This is a genomic window from Paenibacillus sp. B46(2026) (genome assembly GCF_056786355.1).
Genome location: NZ_CM165907.1, coordinates 1,240,598 through 1,265,884, shown reverse-complemented (window position 1 = coordinate 1,265,884; position 25,287 = coordinate 1,240,598). Strand labels below are relative to the sequence as shown.

At 49.4% G+C, this 25,287-nt stretch carries 16 protein-coding genes; 2 read left to right on the top strand and 14 right to left on the bottom strand.

Annotated elements, in window-relative coordinates; all coding sequences use genetic code 11:
• Positions 1-135: 135 nt before the first annotated feature.
• The 7 genes from mglC to AC1S8V_RS05655 form a co-directional block, all read right to left on the bottom strand.
• Entirely contained in the window at positions 136-1,155 is a 1,020-nt protein-coding gene (gene mglC, locus AC1S8V_RS05685) for a galactose/methyl galactoside ABC transporter permease MglC (protein WP_482072799.1), read from the bottom strand.
• A 15-nt stretch (positions 1,156-1,170) separates the two neighbouring features.
• Positions 1,171-2,676, bottom strand: coding sequence for a sugar ABC transporter ATP-binding protein (locus tag AC1S8V_RS05680; RefSeq protein ID WP_482072798.1), 1,506 nt, complete (start codon positions 2,674-2,676; stop codon positions 1,171-1,173).
• Between the two features lie 75 nt (positions 2,677-2,751).
• Complete coding sequence (locus AC1S8V_RS05675) at positions 2,752-3,813, bottom strand: galactose ABC transporter substrate-binding protein (protein ID WP_482072797.1); 1,062 nt, start codon at positions 3,811-3,813, stop codon at positions 2,752-2,754.
• Between the two features lie 150 nt (positions 3,814-3,963).
• Positions 3,964-5,136 (bottom strand): substrate-binding domain-containing protein, encoded by a 1,173-nt coding sequence (locus AC1S8V_RS05670; RefSeq protein ID WP_482072796.1) that lies wholly within the window; start codon positions 5,134-5,136, stop codon positions 3,964-3,966.
• Positions 5,114-6,910 (bottom strand): histidine kinase, encoded by a 1,797-nt coding sequence (locus AC1S8V_RS05665; RefSeq protein ID WP_482072795.1) that lies wholly within the window; start codon positions 6,908-6,910, stop codon positions 5,114-5,116. Before AC1S8V_RS05665 ends, AC1S8V_RS05670 begins: the two co-directional genes overlap by 23 nt.
• 26 nt (positions 6,911-6,936) lie before the next feature.
• Positions 6,937-8,544: a response regulator gene (locus AC1S8V_RS05660; protein WP_482072794.1), complete on the bottom strand. Its 1,608-nt coding sequence runs from the start codon at positions 8,542-8,544 to the stop codon at positions 6,937-6,939.
• Between the two features lie 344 nt (positions 8,545-8,888).
• Positions 8,889-9,779: a tyrosine-type recombinase/integrase gene (locus tag AC1S8V_RS05655; protein ID WP_482072793.1), complete on the bottom strand. Its 891-nt coding sequence runs from the start codon at positions 9,777-9,779 to the stop codon at positions 8,889-8,891.
• 168 nt (positions 9,780-9,947) lie between these two features.
• Here AC1S8V_RS05655 and AC1S8V_RS05650 point away from each other — a divergent pair, with 168 nt between their 5' ends.
• A complete protein-coding gene (locus AC1S8V_RS05650) occupies positions 9,948-10,148 on the top strand; it encodes a cold-shock protein (protein WP_017690333.1) in 201 nt (66 codons plus the stop codon).
• A 99-nt stretch (positions 10,149-10,247) separates the two neighbouring features.
• On the top strand, positions 10,248-10,520 hold the full coding sequence (locus AC1S8V_RS05645) for an HU family DNA-binding protein (RefSeq protein ID WP_036606368.1): 273 nt from the start codon (positions 10,248-10,250) through the stop codon (positions 10,518-10,520).
• A 328-nt stretch (positions 10,521-10,848) separates the two neighbouring features.
• Here AC1S8V_RS05645 and AC1S8V_RS05640 read toward each other — a convergent pair whose 3' ends face one another.
• From AC1S8V_RS05640 to AC1S8V_RS05610, 7 genes are all read right to left on the bottom strand, one after another.
• On the bottom strand, positions 10,849-11,493 hold the full coding sequence (locus AC1S8V_RS05640; protein ID WP_482072792.1) for a CatB-related O-acetyltransferase: 645 nt from the start codon (positions 11,491-11,493) through the stop codon (positions 10,849-10,851).
• A 34-nt stretch (positions 11,494-11,527) separates the two neighbouring features.
• A complete protein-coding gene (locus AC1S8V_RS05635; RefSeq protein ID WP_482072791.1) occupies positions 11,528-13,207 on the bottom strand; it encodes a methyl-accepting chemotaxis protein in 1,680 nt (559 codons plus the stop codon).
• Between the two features lie 515 nt (positions 13,208-13,722).
• Positions 13,723-15,696: a CotH kinase family protein gene (locus tag AC1S8V_RS05630; protein WP_482072790.1), complete on the bottom strand. Its 1,974-nt coding sequence runs from the start codon at positions 15,694-15,696 to the stop codon at positions 13,723-13,725.
• 342 nt (positions 15,697-16,038) lie between these two features.
• Positions 16,039-20,394 (bottom strand): alpha/beta hydrolase fold domain-containing protein, encoded by a 4,356-nt coding sequence (locus tag AC1S8V_RS05625; protein ID WP_482072789.1) that lies wholly within the window; start codon positions 20,392-20,394, stop codon positions 16,039-16,041.
• A 29-nt stretch (positions 20,395-20,423) separates the two neighbouring features.
• A complete protein-coding gene (locus AC1S8V_RS05620; protein WP_482072788.1) occupies positions 20,424-21,974 on the bottom strand; it encodes an extracellular solute-binding protein in 1,551 nt (516 codons plus the stop codon).
• A gap of 141 nt (positions 21,975-22,115) precedes the next feature.
• The gene (locus tag AC1S8V_RS05615) at positions 22,116-24,485 is read right to left on the bottom strand and encodes a DUF4962 domain-containing protein (RefSeq protein WP_482072787.1); all 2,370 of its coding nucleotides are present in this window, start codon (positions 24,483-24,485) and stop codon (positions 22,116-22,118) included.
• 34 nt (positions 24,486-24,519) lie between these two features.
• Complete coding sequence (locus AC1S8V_RS05610; protein ID WP_482072786.1) at positions 24,520-25,287, bottom strand: SDR family NAD(P)-dependent oxidoreductase; 768 nt, start codon at positions 25,285-25,287, stop codon at positions 24,520-24,522.

Genomic DNA, 25,287 nt, shown 5'->3' with positions numbered 1-25,287 from the left:
TGAAGAAGCGATAGCGTTCGCATTTATCACCGGATTTTCCCCTATAATATAGGGAATCAAGAAAATCAGGGGATAAGGGCGATCGGAAGATGGTACTGCACTCGGAGTACAACGGTGTAACCTTTCAAGTTGATCTTATTTCTTCGCCATATACTTACGGATGTCAAAAGCCACAGCAGCAACAATGATCAATCCTTTGATAATCAACTGCCAGTATGGACTCACACCGATAAACGTTAGACCATAGTTAATGACCCCGAAGATCAATACCCCTGCCATAACACCAGGCACCGTTCCAATACCACCAGCCGTTGAGACACCTCCTACCACACATGCGGCTATGGCATCCAACTCATACATGTTACCGTAATTGTTCGTAGCTCCACCTGTCCGAGCTGCTTCAAGCACACCGCCCAGACCATACAAAGCACCCGCAATGGCATACAGGGCAACCAGATTACGTGCTACATGAATTCCGGATACATGCGCTGCCTGAATGTTGCCACCAATCGCGTACATGTTTTTGCCGAGACGAGTTTTATTAAAGATCACCCAGCAGATTAACGCCACCGCAATAGCAATCAGGACGATATACGGAATGGAATATCCACCGCCCAGATCAATGTATCCAGAACCAATGACGGTGAAGTCGGGTCTCAATCCTCCAATGGGCTGCGACTGATTGGGTTCCGTATCAAAATAAATGGAGTTTAGACCATACACGGCAACCATCGTACCCAGCGTTGCGATAAAAGGAGGCACATGTAATTTGGCGACAATGAGTCCATTCACCAGTCCCACGAACAGGCCAACTGTGATTCCAACCAGAATCGGTAATAACACTGGCATATGTGGCAGATCGGGGAAGAAGCGGTTCGCATACTCGTCAATCTGCAGCATGGATGCCGATACAACAGCCGTCAGCCCGACAACCCGACCAGCGGAGAGATCGACCCCTCCTGTTACCAGGATAAAGGCTGCACCCAGTGCAATAATGGCTCTTGTGGAGGACTGCTGTAAGATATCCCGTAGTGTGGAAAAAGCAAGAAAGTTCGGATCAGCAATGGCAATGCCAATGATGAGCAGAATCAGTACGATAAAGATGGCGCGCTGTGTTACATATTGTTTCACTTGATTGATCATCTGTGTGTTCATCTGTTTCCCTCCTGACTAAGCCATCCGCTGCTGCGCGGCCAGCCTCATAATATCCTGCTCGGTTGCCTCGGCTCCGTCCACGATTCCGGTGAGACGCCCTTCGCTCATCACCATGATGCGATCCGACATGCCCAGAAGTTCAGGCATCTCTGAGCTAATCATGATAATGCTTTTGCCCTGACGAGCCAGTTCCGTAATAATGGTGTAAATCTCGAACTTGGCCCCTACATCGATTCCACGCGTCGGTTCATCCAGCAGCAGAATCTCCGGGTCGGTCAGCAACCAGCGGGCCAGTAGAACTTTCTGTTGATTACCACCAGACAGGTTTCGAATTAGCGTGTTAACCGAAGGCGTTTTGGTTCTAAACTTCTGTGTCTGCTCCCTTGCTTCCTCGCGGCCCTTTTTCTCATTCAACAAACCTATGCGATTTTTGTAACGGCCAAGACTTGCGATAATGGTATTCTCATACACTGACAACACAGGGAATATCCCTGTCACCCTTCGTTCTTCCGTGAGCAACGCAATGTTGTAACGCTTTGCGGCAGCGGGAGAATTAATCTTTACTTTGCGTCCATGGATCGAAATCTGACCTGAAGCGAGACCGCGCAGTCCGAACAAAGACTCCATCAATTCTGTCCGCTGTGCTCCAACCAGGCCGCCAATGCCGAGCACTTCACCTTTTCGCAGCTCAAAGGATACATCCCGAAACGATTTCGACTGATTCGATGTCAGACCCTCCGCCTTCAGTATGACTTCACCGGGTACGTTCGTCCGTTCCGGGAATCGTTCGTCCATGTCACGACCCACCATGCGAGTGATGATCAGATCTGTTGTTAAATCCGCGGCGTCCCATGTACCAACAACGAAGCCATCACGCATGATCGTGACTTCATCCGAGATCGTCAGGATCTCCTCCATCTTGTGGGAAATGTAGATAATGGACACGCCGCGACTGCGTAGTTCATTAATAATGGCGAAGAGCTGGTCTACTTCCTTGCCTGTCAGGGAAGAAGTTGGCTCATCCATGACGATGACTTTGGATTGAAAAGAGACCGCCTTGGCGATTTCCATCGATTGAATCTTGGATACAGACAATGTTCCAGCTTGAGCCTTTGGATCAATATCCAGGTTCAAGTCCTTGAACAGGGCCAGTGTATCGGTATACATCCGTTTCTCGTCCACCAGTAATCCCCTCATCGGAAAACGACCCAGCCAGATATTCTCCATCACCGGACGATGCGGGACCGGATTCAGCTCCTGATGAATCATGGATATCCCTTGTTGAAGTGCCGCTTTGGAATTCGGAATATCCACATCCTTTCCTTCGATGCGTATCGTTCCTTCATCCGGGCGATACATGCCGAACAGACATTTCATAAGTGTAGATTTCCCGGCTCCATTCTCTCCCATCAAGGCGTGAACCGTTCCCCGCTTCACCTTCAAGGTCACTTGACTTAGTGCCTGCACACCCGGAAATGCTTTGGAAACTCCATTCATCTCCAGCAGGTAAGGTGATTCCATCTTGTATCCTCCCCTTCCATATGACCGGCAAAAAAGGGACGCTACCCGAATGACGGACGTCCCTGTCTCGTGCTGTTATTGGGCGTCGGCGATGTTGTCTTTTGTAATTTTTTTGTATGCAATCCAGACGTATTTCCCATCTGTAATGTCGTATTTGGTATTTTCCTTCGTTGGGGTCTCGCCCTTAGCAAGTACGGACGCCAGTGCCACCGTGGCTGCCCCCTGATTCTTGGCATCATTGAGTACCGTGCCCAGCATCGTACCATCCTGTAGAGCCTGAATGGCAGGAGCTGTTGCATCTACACCTACCACCGGCATGGATTTTCCATCCTTGAAGTATCCGGCTGCTTTCAATGCCTCAATGGCTCCAAGCGCCATGTCATCATTGTTCGCGAGAACGGCTTCGATCTTGTCGCCATGGGAAGCCAGGAACGCCTGCATTTTCTCCTGACCTTTCACGCGGTCCCACATCGCCGTGTCTTCCGCCAGTGCTTCCACTTCGATACCGGCATCCTGGATCGCCTGAACCGAATATTTGGTTCGAAGCTCTGCATCCTGGTGGCCCGGTTCCCCTTTCAGCATGACGTATTGCAGTTTGCCATCCCCGTTTTTGTCTGCTTCCGGATGTGCTTTCCAGTAATCCACAATCAGCTGTCCGGAGATCGTACCAGACTCTTCCGCTTTCGCTCCTACATAGTACACTTTATCCCACTTGTTCATGTCTTCCGCTACCGGCTCACGGTTGAGAAACACGACTGGAATGTTCGCTGCCTTGGCCTTGTCAATGATGACGCCTGCCGCGGTGCGGTCTACCGGATTCACAGCCATTGCATTATATTTCTTGGATACAAACAGATCGACTTTCTCATTCTGGGTCGGCTGCGCATTCTGACTATCCACGATATCCAGGGTCGCAATACCTTCCGCTGCTGCGTTCATCGCATTACGTACACCCGTCATGAACGTATCATCGAATTTGTAGATAGCGACACCAATCTTCGGTGTTTCCGTCCCGGCTGCTGTCTGACCTCCTGGATCTGTTCCCGTACTTCCACCTGCACTGTCTCCGCCGCTGCTACAACCCGCCGCCACAACCATACATGCCGTAATCAACAGTGTCATCCACGTTTTCTTCATATCCTAATGACCTCCCCCAAGTTCATTCGGCTTCACCGATGTCTTTATTATGAAAGGGTTTACATTAAATTCGAATACAATATCTTCACCTGTTCTATCGAAATCTTCCTCAAGTTAAGAAATGGCTTCATTTCATCATTCAGCATTCGATCATTGTACAAAAGGAAACAACAGCTTCTGGTTATCCATCCAGAACATATTGTCTGTACTAACCAGCTTCGTCTCAAGTAGCACTCTCGCCTGCACCTGTTCATTGTTCAGCCGCGCAACGGCTTGATTCAATCCCAGATAACCTGCACTGTATCCATTCTGGACGATGAGATGCTCAAAGACCCCTTCCTGCAGCTGCTCCAATTGCTGTTGTTCACTGCCGAATCCAACAATCTTTACCTTATCCCCAGACTTGCGTCGATTCAGTTCATCGGCTGCTCCCAGAGAAGCCGGTTCTTGAAGGGCAATGAAGCCATCTACCTGCTGTTGGTCCAGCAGCTGCTTCGCCGCCTGCCAACACCCGTCCCGGGTATTGCATACCGATTTGGGTTCCACTTGGATGTCAGGATACCGTTCCAGGATTTCCATAACGCCCTGCTCTCTGTGAATCAGACCGGAATTAAGAGGATCTGGACCCAATAAAGCCACATGCCCTCGTCCTTCCAACAGCTCCGCCATGGCCTGCCCTGCTTGACGTCCAGCCTCCACATTATCCATGGAGATGACGCTGGTGATGCCTTTCACGGGAAATTCATCGTTAAGCACAATGACGGGAACGATGGCTCCATCGGAATTCGTTGCCTGCGCCTCCTGAATAATGTCGCTAAGCGCCTTCTCGCTCAGGGGATCGACTAATAGAGCTGATGCTCCCTGCTTGAGAGCCAAGGCAGCGGCTTCCACCTGAGCCTGCTCCCGCGCAATGCGAGACAACGTTCGGCGGTCTGCATTAGCCTGTTTAAGCTGTATCTGACTGCCAACGGAGTCCGAAATGGAGGGCGTGTACGCATTACCGTCAGAAGGATATGCTTCCACGGTCATCAATTCTGCCCCGCTCTCTTTGGCAGCAGCTTCAGCACCAAGCCGGATGGCTTCCGCAAGTTCCCCTGTACCAGCTGGCGTAATTAGCGCGATACGTGGCGGTAATGTACGGGCATCGGGACTCGATAGGCCGCAGGCCGTGCATAGTAGCAGACAGCAGCTTGCGGCTGTCAGGGTTAAAAATCGACGTTTCTGAATTCCAGAGAAGCTCGCACCAAACTTTTTCAAAAACGCATGGATGTTCAACCCTTCAACGCTATCGGCATCGTTCCTATTCACTTGGTTGCCCGTCATCAGGCTCGCCCTCCTTCTGCTGCAATTGAATGGGAATCCGCATCCAGACCGTGGTGCCTTCTTCCAGCTCACTTGCAAACTCAAGACCGTATGCCTCCCCGTAATAGAGCCGAATTCGATCATGTACGTTGCGCACAGCTACACCTGATCCTGCACCGCTTTTGACAACCGGACTGCCACTCAATAATCCCGACATCTGCTCTTCCGTCATGCCAACACCATTATCTGTAATGCGAAACACCAACTTGTTTTCCTCCCGATATACATCGACCTCGATACATCCCTCGTCCATGTGGTACTCGATGCCGTGAACAATGGCGTTCTCAATCAGGGGTTGAAGCACCAGCTTCAATGTCAGGCAATCCAGAAGCGTATCATCGGCCTTAATCGTAAAGTTGAATTTGCGCTTGAACCTCATCTGCTGAATCGTCAAATAATGCTGCGCATGCTCCAGCTCTTCCCTGATCGTTATGATTGTTTTGCCTTGACTCAGACTGATGCGGAACAGGCGCGAGAGTGACGTGATCATCGTAATCACTTCTTCATTGCGGCTCATGCCCACCATGCGCACCACAGAATTCAGAGTGTTGTATAGGAAATGTGGATTAATCTGAGCCTGTAAAGCCTCCAGCTCCAGACGTCGCTTCTGCTCCTGTTCATGGATGATCTCATCCATCAGGGTTCGGATTTTATTGACCATCAGATTAAAGCGACGGGATAGACGTTCCACCTCCAGCGGCCCTTCAATAGGCAACTCCACGTTGAAATCCCCACGCTCCACGGCCTTCATCTTGCGTTCCATTCGCCGGATTGGGCGAGTCAAACTGGAGGATAGGAACAGGGACACGAGAATAACCAACACGAGTACAACGACCAGTACACGAATGAGATATCCGTTCACTTCCTGACGGGTGGTCATAATCTCATCCAGATAGGCGACACCAACGATTTTCCACCCGATATTGGCAACGGACTTCACGGTATTCAGCCTTTTCTGCCCATCTGCCTCATCTTCATAACTGCCGGTAGCCACCAAAGCCTGTTCGATATTCTCACTTTTGAGCCCCATATACATCAATTGTTGCTGCGGATGGTACACAATATTGCCTGCGCTCTCATCGATGATATAGACATATCCCCGTTGTCCCAGACTGACCCGGCGGCTCAGTTCATCCATCTGTTTGAAATTGATATCGACCAGCAGGATGACCTGTCGGTCCTGACCATTTTGCCGTATGGTTATGCCTTTGCTCATGGAAACGACCCATTTGTATGGGCCTGTGTACATGTTCTGAATATGAGGTAGCGAGAAACTAAGATGATCTGGCACGCGGAGCGCAGACTGAAACCACCCTTGCTGTGTCACATGAGCACTGGTTTTTAATTCAGCTGTAGGTCTGTTCTTCAGCAACTGCCCCTTGGAATCAAGCAGCGTTATGGAGATGATATCCTCACGACTGCTGAGCAGTGTGTCGAGCTGTTTATCTACCTGTTCCCCTTCCCATGTCCCGTCACGAAGCATGTGTTCCTCAATGGCACGGTACAGATGCGACATACTGCGGACGTAATCCTCCAGGTTATAGCTAACCTGATCCACAATCTGTCTCGTCGTCAGTTCCGCACTTCGCTCGGCAGCCTGCGTGAACTTGTCATGCAGAAGCATCGCCATGATGGTCAGCACCAGAACGATGAAGACGGAGAAGGACCACGTGATAATAAACCGGATACTGCTGACTCTGGATGAACGCAGACGAGAGTGTAATTGAAATCCCATGGACTTCACCCATCTGACAAATGATCTCATCGGATCGAACCTTCACTTGCTGCCAGAGAAGCCTGTTTACGATATTCTTTCGGCGAGACACCAATATGTTTTTTGAAACAAAAACTGAAGTAATTCGGTTCGGCGAAGCCAACCTGCTCCGCAATCTGAAACGACTTCAGCTCTGTCGAGCGAAGCAGTTCACGCGCTGCCTCCATTCGGATCTGCATCAGGTACTGCAGGAAGGTAAGCTGTACTTCTTTTTTGAAAATGCCACAAAAATATCCAGAGCTGATGTGCAGATGTCCGCACACTTTCTGAATGGACAGGTCCGGGTCAGCATAATGCTCTTTCGTGAAGACTAACGCCTGCTCGACAATATCCTTATATACATGCTGGCGTCCGCTCGCAATGCGGTGTTGTACAAGCAGACAGACCTCCCGCACCTTCTTCTGTGCCTCAGTAAGTCCCGGCAGTCGGAACAGATCCGCATATAACTGGAACCCTGCACCGAAGATGTCTTCCATCTCTTCTCCTGATGCCTGCGCTGCCTTCCATACCGTGGTTAACACTTCAATCAGATACAGTTGAATATCACTACGACTATGTTCAACCGTAATTTCCCGGAAAATGATCTCTAACCCTTCCTCCAGCTCCGCCTGCGTACCCGCTTTCAGACAACGTGTCAGCGTCTGCTGCTTCAACTCGTCAAACCGCAGCTTGCCAGCCGTCTGACGCTCCACATCCGCAATATATATAATTGAATCCGTTCCGGGCACAAGACGGTAATCCAGTGCCAGCATGGCATCTTCATAGGCATGATTCACATCCGCAAGTGTATTCACGATCTGCCCAGATCCCACCGTCGCCGGGATGCGCAAATAGTGGTTGATGCTTCGCATGACATTTTCCAATGCCTTCTGTTGTCGCTTAGCTCCATCTGTACCGCCCCACCGATCCACATAGAGCAGGACGATCGTCTCCTGATGCATAAATGCATGACCAGCCCCGTGTTCCGCCCAGACTTCTGCCGCAATGTTAAGTGCAGCAAACCGTTTCAGTTCAGCATCTTCGTCCATGTGCAGTGTCAATACAGATACGCCATAACGTTCTCCTGTCAGATCCAATCCGCATTGTTTGGCTTTACTATGAATATATGTCGAGGATTTTTGTCGATGGAGCAAGGTCGCCATCAGATCTGCCTGTAATAAAGGTAAACTGGTATGGTAGTGCTCTCGCAGTTGCTGTACATCTTCACGCTCGGCTACTTCAGCTGCCATCTGGGCGCGCAGTCTTGTCAGCAATTCAGTGAGATGTCCTGCCGAGAACGGCTTCAGCAGATATTCATCCACACTTAGCGAAATGGCCTGCCTCGCATAATCAAATTCATCATATCCGGTCAAAATGACCACCTTCACGAGCGGGTTTCGCTTCCGCAATCTTTGTGCGAGTTCCAGACCATTCATGAACGGCATGCTGATATCGGTCACCACAATGTCCGGCTCTACCCGCTCCGCCATCTCCAATGCTTCCCGGCCATTTTCAGCCAACCCGACAATCCGCAGATCGAGTGCTTCCCAATCGACCTCCACCACTAACCCTTCGCGCACATCTTCTTCATCATCCACCAGCAGTACCCGGTACACGTGCGGATTCCTCCCTTTTATATGACGGGCCCTACACCCGATTAATAATATAGATCTTAGCTTTTTGCATCATTTGATATTCATCGCTCACGGGATTTATACAAAATGCTCATGTTGATACGTTCCAGGGTTGCCATCATAATATACAATATTATCGGGAATATGTAACCGCTTTCTTCATTAGAGGTAAGGCAACCCTGACGGGCAGTGCCTCTGTGACATGTTAAGGATAGTATATGAATGCTAAGGGTAGGTTAAAGTAATACAAACACGGTAAATTTCGAAGTACTTCTAAATAAGAGGAGTTTTGTTTCTAACTAAAATTTCGATCCTTCATTCTGGTTTCAATGATGATTCGCACTTAAGGCTTTAACATAAATCATTGTCGTATCTGGATTGGTGTGTCCCATCATTTCCGCCAGAAGGTGCAGCGGCGTATGCTCTGCCATGGCGTAACCAAAACGATGGCGCAGGTCATGTGAACTCAGCCCTTCCAGCCCTGCTGCAATCATGACTTTTTTAATAAGGTGGCGCAGTGCTCTCTCCGTTAAACGATCATTGGTCTTCTCTGAGGGAAACAGGTAAGAACTATCGGTAGCGAGAACGGATAAGTACTGACTTAATATTACAATACACTGCACATTCAAAGGGATTTTTCGCTGTCCATTGCGCTTGTCAGCTCTTACTGTCAGGTGACCACTCCGTCTACCAAGCTCGATATCATAAGGCGTGAGGTTGCATACCTCCATCGTGCGCAAGCCTGTGTGAAACATAAGGGTAAGAATGGTCTGATCTCGAAGGGAGTTGCCGCACTCCACCGCGGAGATGAATGCTTGTTCTTCTTCGACTGTCATTCGGCGTGGACTGACTTTGTCTTCCGGAATGAATTTCAATGCCTTGGAAGGATCATTGCTGAGCCCGGCTTCCAAGACAGCCCATTTGAAAAAACGCTTCAACGTAATCAATCTCCGGTTAATGGTAGCCGGCTTCAAAAGCATAACTTTGTGTGCATCTTCACGATAATTGACTAAAGTGGATGTGCTCACGTCTTCAATTCGCAGTGTGAATTCTTCGCCGAGCTTGGCGCTTTCCTTATACCATTCGATAAAATGCTTCAGATCACTTGCGTATTCCTTCACGGTTTTGGGATGTAAATCTCCCTCATTGGCAAGCACATATATGAATTCCTCTATCGTCGGTTTCCGCTGCACCGATATCACTGATGACTGATTCATTAGAAAATACCTCCAAATCTTGACTTATATTAGCGGACATGGTATTATCATATTAATCGATACATTAGCGGACATCAAGTCTGTGGTTTAAATGCACCAGGTGAGTGTCAATTTTCATTTATACTCGTCATAATGATCGGCTAAAAACTTATTTTTTGGAGGAATCACATGCAAACAGGTACAGTGAAATGGTTCAACGCGGATAAAGGATTCGGCTTTATCGAAACTGAAGAAGGAACAGACGTATTCGTTCATTTCAGTGCAATTCAAGGTGAAGGTTACAAATCTTTGGACGAAGGTCAACGCGTTCAATTTGAAGTAACTCAAGGCAACCGTGGACCACAAGCTGAGAACGTTACTAAACTTTAATTATATGAAAGCTGCCTTATTAATAAGGCAGCTTTTTATTTACTCATATGTTGCACAGTAAAGATTTCACATCCCAACAATGAAAGAGAGGTATTCCCCATGGATAAAGAACAATTGATCACAGAAGTAGCTAAGGCTGGCGGTTTCTCCAAGAAGAATGCTGAAAAGGCTGTAACCGTTGTGCTGGACTCGATTCTCGAAGCTCTCAAAGAAGGTAAAGAAGTTCAACTGGTTGGATTCGGGAAATTTGAAGTACAGAAGCGTGAGGCAAGAACCGGAAGAAGCCGGAAAACAGGCAAAGAAATTCAATTACCTGCAGGTAAAGTTCCTGTATTCACAGCAGGCTTGAGCATGAAAGAAGCTTTAAATTAAACAACGCAACAACCCATTGAAAAGAGGTTTTTATTCAAACACACAATGATAATATGGATGTAAATGTCGTCTTTTCTACCGTTGATGATATCATTAACTTTTACTCAGGTAAGCAGACGAACCCGGATCATACAGAAGATCACACTCACTCTAAGTCCCCATCATCAACAAAGTCCAATTGTACCCTACGACCACCCACCCGCTAAATTAACATTTCATCTTGGACAACAAGAGGCCCTGATCCGCTCAAAACGGTCCAGGGCCTGATTTGCTTGAAAATGGCTCCTTCAGGAACCAGCCATTTTCTTGTCTTCTTTTCACACCTGTGCTACTTGCTGTTCAGAAGTTCGCGCAATGTCTGAGAATCATAGGTAGAGACAAGACGTTCAAGATAAGTATCCAGCCATACCTCATCCTTCTCCCACCACTTCAGTTCGAGCAGCAGTGCAATTATTTCTTCGTCAAAACGCTTTTTGACAGTCTTGGCTGGATTACCACCAACAATCGTATAAGGTTCAACGTCCTTAACAACGGTCGAATTGGAAGCGACAATGGCGCCATCTCCAATGGTTACACCAGGCATGATCGTTACATGTTGCCCAAGCCAGACATCGTTCCCCAGTACCGTGTCACCCTTATATGGAAGTTGTTCCAGTGTAGGTGTCACACGCTCCCATCCTCCACCGAATATGTTGAAAGGATACGTCGTCATACCCTCCATCCGGTGATTGGCGCCATTCATGATGAATGTCACTCCTTCTGCTATCGCACAGAAATTGCCGATGACCAGACGATCACCAATAAAATCATAATGATGCTGTATCCGGTCATAGAATTGCTCTGGCGGATTCGTGTTATCGCTATAATACGTATAATCACCGATGTCCACGTTGGAACGAGGCGGCAGGTTTTGAATGTAACATACCGTACGGATATTCTCATTCGGGAAAAGCTTTGTTTTATCAGGGGCCATAGGCAGTCCCTCCTTTTCCCTATTGTAACAGATATTAAATCTTAAACGGACTAAGTGAGGTCTGGAGCTCTGTCGACACATTGGACAAGATTGCCGCAGATGCCTTGATCTGTTCTACCGACTTGAGCTGTTCATGGACAGATCCAGCTGCCTGTTGTGAATTGGCACTAGCCGTCTGCGCATGGCGAGCGATCTCATGTACGGAAGCCACGATCTGCTCCACGCCTGCGGACATCTCTTCACTCGTCGCAGCCATGTCCTCAATCTCTGTGGCCATGCGCAGGTTCGTATCCCGGATCAGGCTGAAGTTTTGTTCTGTTTCGCGGGTCAAACGCAGCCCTTCTTGTACTTCGTCCTTCACTCTCGACATGGCCGATAGGGACTGCTTCATGTCTTGTTCCATGGCTTGAACCAATTCTTCAATACGATCCGAAGAGTCTCCAGCTTGTTCAGCCAGTTTACGAACCTCGGTAGATACCACGGCGAATCCTCTGCCATGCTCCCCTGCTCTTGCCGCTTCAATGGATGCATTGAGTGCAAGCAGATTCGTTTGATTCGCAATCTCATGAATGGTGGAAACCATCTGGCTAATCTGGGCCGACTTCCCTTCGAGCATACGAATAACTTCATCCGTTGTGGTAACGGAGGATGCGATTGTAGACATCTGCTGAACGGTCAGTTGCACCGCTTCACCTCCGGTTTCTGCCTGTTTGCGTGAATACAAAGCAGAGTCCGAGATGCTGGAGGCCTTGTCCGCCATACGTTGTACACCTATAGCCACTTCTTCCATAGCCTGCAGATTTTCTTCCGTACTGATCGTCTGGCTCTCGGCTCCCTGTGCCACTTGTTCAACGGAGGATGCAATCTGCGCCGATTCATTAGCTGTTTGGTCCGCAATCTGGAGTAGAAGCCCGGTCGAATGCTCTGCTTTCTCCGCAGCCTGAAGTCCACCTTGAATGATGACCTGCAGATTACTTCTCATCTCATTGTATCCCGTGCCCAGCAATCCAATCTCGTCTTGGACGTTGTCCACAACCGGCTGTGTGAAATCACCCGTACCCGCACGCTTAATCGCCATGGATACCCGTTCGATTCGTACTCTCACCCTGCGAACGTACAACAGGATCAGGGTAATCACGACCAACATCGCGAGCAGGAATACAATCAGGAACGTCTTGAGGAACGAGGAGATAATCACATCAATTAACGATTGAGAAGCCCCTACATAGAAAATTCCGATAATCTCTCCGGATGCATTCTTGATGGGTTCATAGGCCGTCTGATATTTCTGACCCACAACCACGGCTTCACCGAAGTATTTTTCCCCTTGCTGCAAAACGGTCTGAGCGACCTCTTCGGACACCTTCGTGCCTACAGCACGCTTCCCGTCCACCATGACATTCGTTGCGACACGTTCATCACCTCGGAAGATCGTCACGGTGTCACCAGAAGCTTCTCCAATCTCATCCACCAGTTCGAAGTTTCCTTCCAGCGCAGTATCTCCCTTGAATAATTGTCCGTCCTTAATGGCCCAATCTCCTGGATGCTTATATGTAATGATATGATTCGCCATCTCCAGATCCCGCTTTGCCTTCTCTGTAGCGAACGTCGTAATCCCCTGTCTCATCTCCAGGATTACACTTATCGCCACGGCTGAGGAGAAGACGATAAATATACTGATAACGATCAAACTGATTTTGGTACCGATGCTCATGCTTCGTATGTGTGTGAGCCACCCTTTTCCCTATGTAATTGTGGGGATATTCAAGCCGATTTCGATTCCGTTTCGAATATCACATATAGTCTTATCGGTAGGATAGTTCACATATTTTATAATGATGCAGTGACTTTTATCACAAAAATAGCCTATTAAGATCTATTTTTTACGTTTTCTCCGTAATCATATGAGAATGTCCTTCGGTTTGGAAATTTATAGTGACAATCAGTATTTAAATTTTTATATTATGTTGCCAATAACATAAGCAAGAAAGTTTGAGCACAGTATGACATCTACAGACGAATAAAGACAAAAAGATATATTCATCTTTCCTTTAAGTGAAGCGAATCAAGCACATGCCAAAAGTGAGTCCAGACATGGACGAGGCCGAATTTTGCTGGATGTTCGCTCCGTCTAACCTGAAAAAGCAGAGCAAAAAGGGGATTCGATCTGACCATCGAATCCCCTTTCTCGTTCTCCATAGAACAACGTTACTCTACGAGAGAAATTGCTTATTTGGATGTAAGTGTTACTTGTGCAGCCGTTTGATCCCAATCCACGGTCAGTCCCAGTCCTTCAGAGATGAAGCGAACCGGTACAAGTGTGCGACTGTTTTGAATGATCGCTGGTGCATCAATTTCGAGCGTTTCACCATTCACCGTTGCCGTGCTGCTTCCGATCTGGAGTACAAGGGTCTGGTCATTCAAAACGGCTGTTACCTTCTTCGCTGTTTTGTCCCACGTTACTTCTGCACCCAAAGCTTCCAGGATGGCATTCACTGGTACCATAACCCGGTCACTATGCTCTAGCGGGTCCTGATCCGGGAACGTAATCGCTTTGCCATCAAGGGATACAGTAATCGCTTTGTCTGTTGTTCCTGTTCCGTTATCCGTGCCTGTATCTTCTGAAGTCTCTGGCAGAGGTGTTACATCGCGTCCAAGCTGCTCTTGCAGATTCGCAAGTCGGTTCAGGGCAAACGTCGTCAGCGATCCAGCTGCCATGGAGCCCATACCTCCACCTCCGCCAAAGTTACCGCCAGGACGTGTCTGCGTATTGCCTGTGCTATCTGTTGTTCCTGTTCCCGTTGTGCCATTCGGAGGTGTTGTACCATCGGGCGGTGTCATTCCCTCAAAACCTTCCGGAGGCGTCATGCCTTCCATGCCCTCAGGTGGTGTCATGCCTTCAAATCCTTCTGGTGGTATACCGCCCATACCACCTGCTGCATCTGCATTGGCAGAATAAGCGATGTTGGATTCAAACTGTTCTGTCGTATAGAATTTCGTGGGATCTGCTTCTACATAAGGACGAATCTCATTGGCAAGGCCAGTAATCCGATCCTGAATACCTTCCAGGTAGTCTGTCAGTTCATTGACGTAGCTCAAGTATTTTTCCTTATACTCAGGCACGGCCAGCAGGTTGTTGATCATCGGTACATTTTCCATGCTAATGCCCAGTACAGGCTCGTCCACAGATACGTTCGTTGCGTTGGTGTTGGTCGTCGTTGATCCTGTTGTTCCACGTCCGCCTCCACCCGAGTATCCATTAAAGGACATGTTAAAGTCCCAAGGTACAACGGTGAATTTGCCATCTGTATCGCCGTAGAGCATGTAGTTGTGCCCTTTGTCGCCGCTATAGCTGTCATAGTTACCAAAGACCATGTTGCCCGCGATATATTTCAGTGCCGAATCCACATCCAGCACACTCTCGATATCACCCTTTTCACCTTCAGGCATGTCATTCAGCGTTTTGATGAAGTTTTTGAGTTTGGTTTTATTCTCGTCTGTACCCAAGTCTTTGGTGATTGTACTGTAGTCGCCACCCTCTTCATATTGAAGATAACTCTTCTCATCCGTATCATAGAGGACGCCTTCTTCGTAATCCTCACCGTAGTTGCGCTCCAGATAGCTGTCATCCACCGCTTCAACGCCGGTATAGAAACCAACAAGCTCGCCGTTAACGTACAGATTAACATAGTTCGTCATCGGTACATCCATGCCAATACTCCGCAGTGCTTCATAGTGGAGAACTTCACGCATATACGACGGATCGGCGTAGTTATTGTTCAGTACCATTTTGTCCAGTCCAAGCAGGGTTTGTGTTTTGTCGTATTTATCAAACTTCAGTCTGTAGCTGTAGCGGGCCGAATCTTCCATTGAGGCTACGGCTTTCAGGGTCAGATTGCCCTTGGTGGAGAAACCGACGTTGTCCAGCTTGTTTCCGTCCACTTCCACACTAACATTCTTATAATCCTTATCCAGCGGACTTTCGAGCATGCTCTTCCAGTCTGCATCATCAATCGTTACATTCACGTCAATGACGTTATCCGTCTGGAACAACGATTCATAAGCTTGCGTGATGCCTGTGCTGGTGGTTGTATCCTTAGCGGCAAACGCAGCATTTGGGCTTCCTACCAGAGCAAAAAAAGATGATGTTACCATCGTCACGGACAAGGCCGTTACTGCAACTTTACGTAGTAAACTATACAAATGATGAATCCTCCTTCTTGGTTTCTGTTAAGCAACGTAGGCTTATGAAACCATGGTAGAGGACAAACCTTTAATGAATCTTAAATAAATGATTCACAACAAAAAGTAGCCCATCAGGCTACATAAGTTGAACTATAAATGTTACACCTTATCACTCCGATTGCAGTACCATTTTCCGATCGCTCTTATCCCCAGATTTTCATCATTCCCTTTATTTAAGGGAAAAATCCGGTGATAAAGGCAAACGCTACGCTTCTTCAAATTGGTTCTGCACTCTCCGTTTAGGTGTAAAATTGAGCTTCAACTTATATAGACGCCTGCCAGGCTACTTGTTCTGATCCTTTATAACTCGGTAACGGTCACACCTGCTGCTTTGTAGTAGTCCTCATTCACATTGTTTAGAATGTTGGCCTTCAGCAGAATGCCTACTCCGGCAAAGAGACCGATTCCGTTTGTATTCCCTTCAATCCGATTATGTTCAATCCACACATTCTCAGGGTCCCCTTCGCCGACATTGCCTGCTCCGGCATCGCCTTTGTCGCGCTCAAGCCTCACGCCCCAGTAACCGCTCGCCGAATTGTTACGAATTACATTGCCGCGAATCACCGTACCCGGTCCGTTCAACACTTTGATCCCTGCTGCCTCTGCAATCATGGTAGTATTCTCGATGAGATTATCCTCAATTAGGGTATCGGGGGTACCCATGGTCACCGAAATACCGATTCGGCTGTTCATGATTGTGTTGTCATGAATGTAGTTCCCTTTGCCAGACTTGCTGTGGTTGCTGGGCGCCGAACCTCCTGTATTGCCAAGCCCAATCCCTGCACCTGTCAGCACATCCATAATGACATTGCAGGAGATTTCATTTAAATACTCCAGTTCACCATGAAGATCAATAGCATCCAGCTTTGTTCCGTTAAATGTATTGCCACGTAACACGTTATTATGAGCCACAAACTGAATCAGTGCTCCATGTCTGAGATAAGGACCTTCAAATGTACTATCCTCCACCACATTCCATAACGTATCATTGTCAAATCCGAGCCGATCGGTCTTGGCCGTTCCCTGAATCGAAATTCCGTAACCTGAACCCCCAGGGCCCAGATCTGTTGCATTACGGAATGTTGCATGCTTCACAACAACATCGCGACTGTGCTCAATGCGGATCGCCATTCGTTTGAACTTCTCCACAATTACGCCGTCAATCGTAATGTCATACGATGGTGCCTCGCCATAATTGGCGATATGGATCATGCTATCCGGCCCCCCTGCGGAGGGGTTATTGGATTGATGATCAGTCGTGTAGCTGCCGGACCAGGATGAAGTTATGGTCATGTTGGATACGAGAATGCTATGCTGAGCCGATGCTTTCAGAACGGCACTTCCCGTCACCTGATCCAGCGATGTCTTGAGCACGGTTGCTTCACGGCTCTCACCTCTCAGATTCACTCCGGATTTGAGCATCAGGTTGGTGCTTCCATCCGGCCCGGATAACAAATTGTACACCCCATCAGGCAAAAATACTTCATCCCCAACGTTGGCCTCGTCTATGGCAGCCTGTATAGCAGGGCGGTCATCACTCATATTGTCAGCGGGATCTGCTCCATATTCCCGTACATCAATTGTACGTCCGGTCACGGCCTGTGGAGCATGGACAGGATGTGTTGTGCCATCTGTTTCCGTCAGACCTGGGGCGATAAAGGGCATCGTCCCTTCAGGTGGTTGTGGCACGATGTATGGAATCTGAGCCACAGGTGTCCCTCCCCCTGCAAAAGGAGCATACAGATGCACATCGGTCAGACTTGTGTAAATACTTGCATCGGAATTACCACGTCCGGTGAATCGCACATAACGCGTAGACATGTCCGGGATATCAAACGCCTGCATTTCGGTTGTATCCCCACTGCTTTCGCCATTAAATATCTGGGTCCACTGCTCACCGTCAACAGACGATTCCATCTCAAAAAATGTCTTTCGGATATCCCCTTTGTAAAAACCAATCCCAACATAGCCCACATGCTGTGCTTGCCCCAGATCAAACGTGATCCATTGCCCCTCTCCGGCAACAGACCAGCGTGTATAACTGTTATTGTCGATGGTATTGGTCGCCAGGTTACCGTCGCTGCCACTTGCCGTGACGGAAGCCACAGGCAGGGACGATACCGGAACCGAAAGGGTGGTCATATCGGTTGATAAAGAACTGCTGATGTTGCCCGCTTCGTCAATCGCCCTCACTTGAAATGTATATGGTGTTTCCGCTGCAAGTCCGCTGTCCCTGAATGACTGCTTACCTTGTTCTGCCAGCATAACTCCATCCCGATAAATCCGGTAGGCAGATACAACCGTATCATCGCTGGCCGCTGGCCATCTCAGTTCCACAAAATCCGTTCCCCAGTTGCGAATCTCCAACTCGGCTCCCTGCTCCCATTCGGGTGACTGCGTGTCACTGCCCTCTTCGATTAAAGCAATGACTGATAACTGTGGACGCGGATTGCTCGTTCCGTTGGCTTCCTTGGTGTATACGTTCACGGAAACACCTGTTGCCCCCGCGTCCGCGAGCAGAAATGCCACTTGCCCAACATCTGCACGTTCCTTCACATAATCGGTTATATCCACTTCATAGACGGCCGGGCTTCCATTCCGATCTGCCGTGACCTGAAATGTGCCCAGCAGCGAACCTTCTCTCAGACTTTGGACGGGAGCATTCGACCAGGTTAGTGATGATTCACTCCAGTCTGTGGCATCCAAACCGTAAAGGGACAACTCCGTATCGGTATTTGAAGTGCCTTTCTTCGCTGCAATCCGCAGTCGATACCGGTCTCCTTCGGAATTATTTCCGGTCATATCAAATTTGAAATATACATATTTCTTGGTCGACGAAGTGGAAGAGATGCTTAGTAATCCGGTGCTGGAACCTGTAGCCTGATTGAAATTCAGATCAGGCTTGCTGCTATCAATCGCCGCATCGTCGCTTGGCAGCTTGCTGGCGATGACCTTCTCCATCAACGGTCGTTCTTCTTCATCTTCGCCCTCGCCAGATGAAGTATCTTCGGGGTTGCTTTTGAAAATAATTGGCTCCGTAACGATCCGGTTCTTCACATGTTCATCCAGGAAGGCCCATGCCTCCGCATTGGCATTCTCGGAAGCTGTACCTGTAAATCCATGGCCCTGACCGGGTACAATCTTCACATCCACAATCGGCACACCCGCAGATTGAAGCTGCTCTGCAAAAGTAACACTGTCCGTGTATGGAATGGTGGCGTCAGCATCCCCGTGGCGAATCCAGAACGGTGGATCATCCGGTGAAGCATAGGTGCCCGGCATCGCAAGTCTGGCCTGTTCCGGTACATCCAATGCGCGATGACCGCCAAGCAGAGCCGTGACCGAGCTATAATTATTGGCAAATGTCGTCGTAAAATCAGCGGGTCCGTACCAGTCGGCAACCGCCTGCACTTTGTCCGAATACTCAGGCCATCCGCCAGAACCCTCGAGATCTGGTACCTCTACCGTGACTCCTGTATCAAGCACGACGGGATCACCAGCGACCAAGTCCCCCGTGGTCCCGAGTAATGCGGCCAGGTGACCGCCCGCAGATGATCCCCAGACGCCGATACGACTTGGGTCCAGATTGTACTGGGCGGCATGGGCCCGCAAATATCGAATAGCAAGTTTGACATCCTGAATCTGGGCAGGAAAAGGCGCCTCAGGCGTCAGCCGGTAGTCCAGAGATACACCGATGTAACCGCGTTTGAGTACATAATTGCATATGGAGTTCAATGCCTGCTTCCGGTCCCCGTGATTCCACCCACCTCCGTGAATATAGATCATGACTGGCATCGGTTCAGTTGCCGCTGTCTCGGGAACAGCAATGGATGAATAGATTCCTCGCCCACCAGCCTTGCCAATCTCCACATCCTCGTATAACGTCACTCCTTGTGGTGGCGTAAATTCAGTATTCTCCTCTCCAGGCGGCACTGGGGAAGGGGCAGGCGTTATACCCGGAATGGCCTGACCGTAAATGGCAACATTGTCGATATACATGTTGGCCTGCATGGCATCTCCTGTCCGAAAACGAATTTTCACCGTGCTGTTATTGTTCGCCTCCGAACCCAGCAACCAGCTTTTAAGCGTATTGCCTTCCTTGTTTTTCAGATCCGGGGTGCCTGGAGGAAGTTCAAAGGTTTCCAGCGTCGTCCAGGAACTGCCTCCGTCCTTCGACCATTCGATAATAATGCTTCCGCTGATATAGGATGAGGCGCGTGTGTAGTAGCTCAGTCGGATATTTCCGTATCCGGTCAGATCAAGTGGCAGCGCGAGTGCATCGGTTCCATCTATCTTGATCATATTGGGCAGCGATGGTGCGGTTGTCGAGGAGGACGTTTTGGCCTTGCTTCCTCCTTCTCCTTCCTGTATCCATGGAGCCTTCAGCGTAATTCCGCCAGTAGAGCCAAAATTGTCCGGGTCATCGAAGTTTTCCGCGTAAATTTCAAGTTCAGGGCCATCTGGTTCTGCAATATTCCCTACCTGTAGTGCGTTTAAGTTAGAATGAGGAACAGCGTCTTTCATGGCCCGGGCTTCCTGCACCGGAACGGCGGTACTGCTGATGAGCATAAGAGACATGGCAACAAGTACAACCCGCTTCTTCCACGTTTTGAACAAGTCCTTCACCTGTATCCCCTCCATATTCACCTGACTCACTTAAACTGTTTCCCGGACACCCCTTAAATCTAGCGTCGGGGTGCGGAGACACCTTCGCCATTTTTGAATTTCTCCGTGGCTTCTTTGATTGCCTGATCGCCGCCCTTGGATTTCCATTCCTCTACCACTTTCGGCCAATCGGAAATTGGCTCCTTACCATAAACCATCTTGATCATGTGTGTGAGCAATACCTGAGGAGGTGTATCCGAATTGGGAGCAATATCGGGATTCTGTACAAAAGCTTCCAAACGCGGATCAAAGTTGATGCCATCCCGACCTTCTTTGGCTAAAATGGTATCGTAAATATTCATCAGCTTTCTGCCTTCTTCTGTCAGCGATAACGAGCCCTTATTGTACGTCGTGTCCTGTACGAACCATAAGAACGACTGACGGTAACGCTCTTCGTCCACACCAGCAGAGTCTGTTGGAGCTGTGTATGAAATCACGCCATTATCCTCTGTGTAGGTCTCTCCTTCTGTGCCGTATGTGAAAAACTTCTCGGCTTCGTCTGACACCATCCAGTTAAAGAAACGGATAATGGAAGCCGGATCAGCCGCATCCTTATTAATAAAGTAGGCACGTGTCACCGGACCGTACAAATAATAACCACCCTTTCCATCCGGGCCGACAGGGGAAGGGATAATTTCGATTTTAGCATCGGGAACCGACGCTTTAATCTGCTTCTCCCATTGGATCAGTTCGTTGGCGTTCATGGACCACATGCCTGCCTTGCCAGAGAGAATCGTATTTTTGAATACGGTAGAATTAATTGTCGCGAACTCTTTGTTGATGAGCCCTTCCTCGTACATCGTCTTATAAACAGTTAGGGCTTTCTGCATATTCTCATTATCCATGAACTTCGGTACAACCTGGTCGCCCTGCTGCTCCATCATGGACAGGAATTGCTGTACGTCATAGGCACCGAAAAAGGTATCCGCATATTTGAAATCCTCACGCCCCATATACGGATTTTCCACGCCAAGCTTCTTAAAGGCGCGCAAAACGTCCATAGTTTCCTCAACCGTTGTGGGCACCGGCAGTCCTGTTTGATCCAGCAGATCCTTGCGAATCCAGGTTGCCCGGCGGGATGGATTGGATAGATATTCGGGGATGGCATAGATCTGGCCGTCATGGGTTACCTGGTCCCAAGCTTCCTTCGGTACAGCTTTGAGCAGATCTTGCCCGTACTGCTGCAGCAGTTCATCCAGGGGCTGAAAAACCCCGGCTTCGACCGAGCCTGCCATCTCTTTGCCGTTGACGCCGCCGTCACCCTGCACCACGTCAGGAATATCATTGGTGGCAAACATCTGGACCATTTTCTGTTCATATTCCTTATGGGGCACCAGGACGATTTTCAGATCGGTATTGGTCAAATCCTCCAGCTTTTTCACCCATTTATCCTGGTTGATGTCGGGTGACTTCTCCACATACGTATACGCCAGCGTACGTAGTGACATGGAAAATTTCGTTTTGCCGTCTCCCCCGCCCTCACCGGATGTCGCTCCGCTCCCTTTGTTGCATCCCGTCATGACAGCTGCCGCCAGCAATAGCGCCATGCCTGAGACCATCCACTTTTTCATGCTACCCCTCTTTTCATCCTGATTTAGATTTAGGTACCACTCATTGGTGAAGCGCTTTCAAATAGATATTAAAACATCCCCACCGCCTGCAACAATGGGGATGTTTTAGATGATATTGCGTTTTCTTTAGGTCAGCACTTCCTAGTACGCCTTGGATACCTCAATCTTCTTCGTTACACCGTTGTCGGTAAAATAGAGATGGATGCCGTGATCCTGGTCATCAATGAAATAGGGGACATACTTCGGCTCCTCGATCTTATATGGTACAAGCAGCGTTACAATTCTATGACTTGAAGCAGGTCGCGTTTCCGCGCTCAGATGATAATGTCTTTCTAATCCTTCATACTCTGCCGGGTCCACCTCTGCGAATTGATCCGTCTGGCTAAGCGCCAGTTCACCGGAGGAAGCATATACAAACGTACCCTCAAACCCCGCCTTATTACCGTTCAGACGGAAGCCCTGCCCTTTCAGCTGTAGCGGGTGCAGTGCATGGAACAGCCATTGAACGCTGTCCGGCTTCTCCAGGTCAATGTGGTCCACAATGACGAAATAGGATGATTGCAGAAAATGAATCTCCCGTACAACACGCTTCACATGGGGTACGGTGCTGGCATAGGCATCGGTCGCTACCGCGCGCACATAACCATCGCCATCCCGCCAATAGGCCTCTTCGATCTGTCCGGTTGCGGCCATATTCAGCACCTTGTTGTTCTCGGCATACTGACCTGCTCCGCCAATCAGCAGATTGTTTTTGGAGCGTGTCTGCCTGCGCCATTCCCGGTGAAAGGAGCTGCCGTGCGCGATATAATAACCGGTATCCGCGGCGAGCGGCTCCCCGAATGCATGCAGGGTAAAGCTGTTCTGATCCGCATGACTGTGGCTGATCGAGCCGTAACGGCTCGACTTGAGAAGCAGCATGATATGCTCATCCGGATCATCCATCCGGTGATGCATGGCTACCCACCCCACATCACGGAACCACTTAAGCGACTCGATGTCCACAGGCGACTCAGCCTCCACCTGGGGATAATCATGGCGGTATACTAATTCGTCAAAGTTAAAGTCCCACCAACCGTAGTTATAAAAAGCACCCTCTGTCCCCGGGTCTGATTGACGTACACGCTCAAAGTACCACTGGTACCAGCGGTTACCTGTAACCCCAGCCAGTTGGCGCACAAGATAGCCTGTTTTCAAGTTTACCGGGTCACCCAGCGTAGACTGGTCCCCAAAGCTGGCGCGCCGTGCATCAGGCGGGTAGACGTAGAACGGAAAATCCCCGGTACGCTGAAAAAATGGTCGACGGAAAAAGTCGATACCCGCATAGTTTCGCAGCAAATTCATCGCTTCGGTCACATAGGCCATGCCTGTTGTCCAATACATCGGACCTTCGGCCCATCCCCCATCACTGCCACCCCAAGGGGAGTACAGACAGGCATAATAATCGATTGCATAATCCAGCCACTGTGCAGCCTGCTGCTCCTCATGCAACAAGGACATACAGCACGGTACAAGTACGGAAGACAATGAACGAACCGCATGGCTGTCATAGGGCACATGATGAATCTTGGAGCGGACCATCACATGCTGGGCTACCTGTTCTGTCCGCCGCAGCAAACTGCGCCTTACCACTTCCTGCTCTTCACTGTTCAACTCATCATGCAGCCAGTCATAACCCCAAGCAAGCGCAGCGGCAACCCGAAAAGCCGCCTCGTCATTATAATCGCGGGAGGTCGTTCCCTCCGTATCCCAAGCTGCCACATGCAACAGCCAGGTTTTCGCCGCATCAAGCAGCCGTTCGTCTCGCAGCACTCGCCCAGCGATACTCAGATGACGAATCGCATATAACACTTCCTGACAGTCGATGTACATTTGTCTCCAAAGTGCGGCGACACGTTTGTTCTCCGGGTAAGGCTGCGGTTCACGAATGGGCTCACGGTTTGCCCACGGCTCTACGGAATTTGCCATAAACGCATCCCAGCCGCAATACGTGGAATCGGACGCAACACCATCGGCAAGTGCATTCAGCCCACGCTCACCAAGCCACAGCCGTGGGTGAGACGTGTCTGTGGAAACATATCGCTGTGCCCGGGAAGGCAGCGGTGTTTCCGGTAATCCCGCTGACACCGTAAATCGCCGCACCTCACTCCATGCCGACATTTCTCCTTGCTTCCCCTGTGAGACGTCCGCTTCGGATTCGCTCCCTTGCTGCACTGGATAATCTACAAGCAGCGCATATCGCCAATAATACTCCCCCGGTTCAAACACCCGGTCTGGCGTGAAAAAGTTATACGGGAGCGGCGTAAAGGTCATCGTCTCTTCTTCCTGAAAAGAAGGGCTCGCCGACACCTGCAGCAGATAGGCATTCTCATCCTCCTGCTGTGCTGCCATCCAGGTAAACCTTGGCGGATTCTCTGCCAGAACGGTATGTTCATCAGGTTCATAGTCCACATGGAACGGCCCACTGATTGGTTGGTACAACGGTCTTTCTGCAAGCTTCCGCTTCACTTCCATCGTATCGTCCCCTCCTTATCGCAATGGTGTAGCATCAACGCATGTACATTCCGCCATTGATTTCAATCGTTTCTCCGGTTATAAAAGAACCCAGCTCGGAACAGAGGTACAGCGCCGCTCCTGCAACATCATCGGGAGTCCCTTCTCGTCCAAGCGGGATGCTGCTTACCGCAGAAGACCGACCTTCTGCCGAGGTGAACGTAGCATGGAACGCCGTCTGTCCGATGAAGCCTGGGGAGAGCGCATTCACCGTAATCCCGCCAGGGGCAAGCTCTTTGGCAAGCCCTTTGGTTAACGCCATGACAGCCGCCTTGGATGCTGCGTAAATAGCTGCACCCGGCCCGCCCCCATTATGAGCCGCTACGGAGGTCAGATTGATAATTCGTCCGCCACCAGCCGCCTTCATGCCAGGAATGACTGCTTTGGAGACAAAGACGGTGCTCTTCAGATTGACATCCATAATTCGGCTGTACAGCTCCTCACTCATCGTTTCAATGGAGCTCCGCTCCACCAGATGTCCCGCGTTGTTAACCAACAGGTCAATTGGACCGCCGAAACGGAGTGTAATATCTTCAACCATCGCTCTGATGGCATCCGTATCCGTCACATCTGCCTGAAATGCCGCCGCTTTACCACCAGCATCCCGGATTGCAGTCACGACTTCCTCCGCCCGCTCCATATTATGCAGACCATTCACAGCGACCTTCGCCCCGCAACGAGCCAACGCTCCAGCAATAGCAGCACCAATCCCTCCACTGGAACCTGTTACCAATGCGATTTTGTTCTGTAAATTGATATTCAT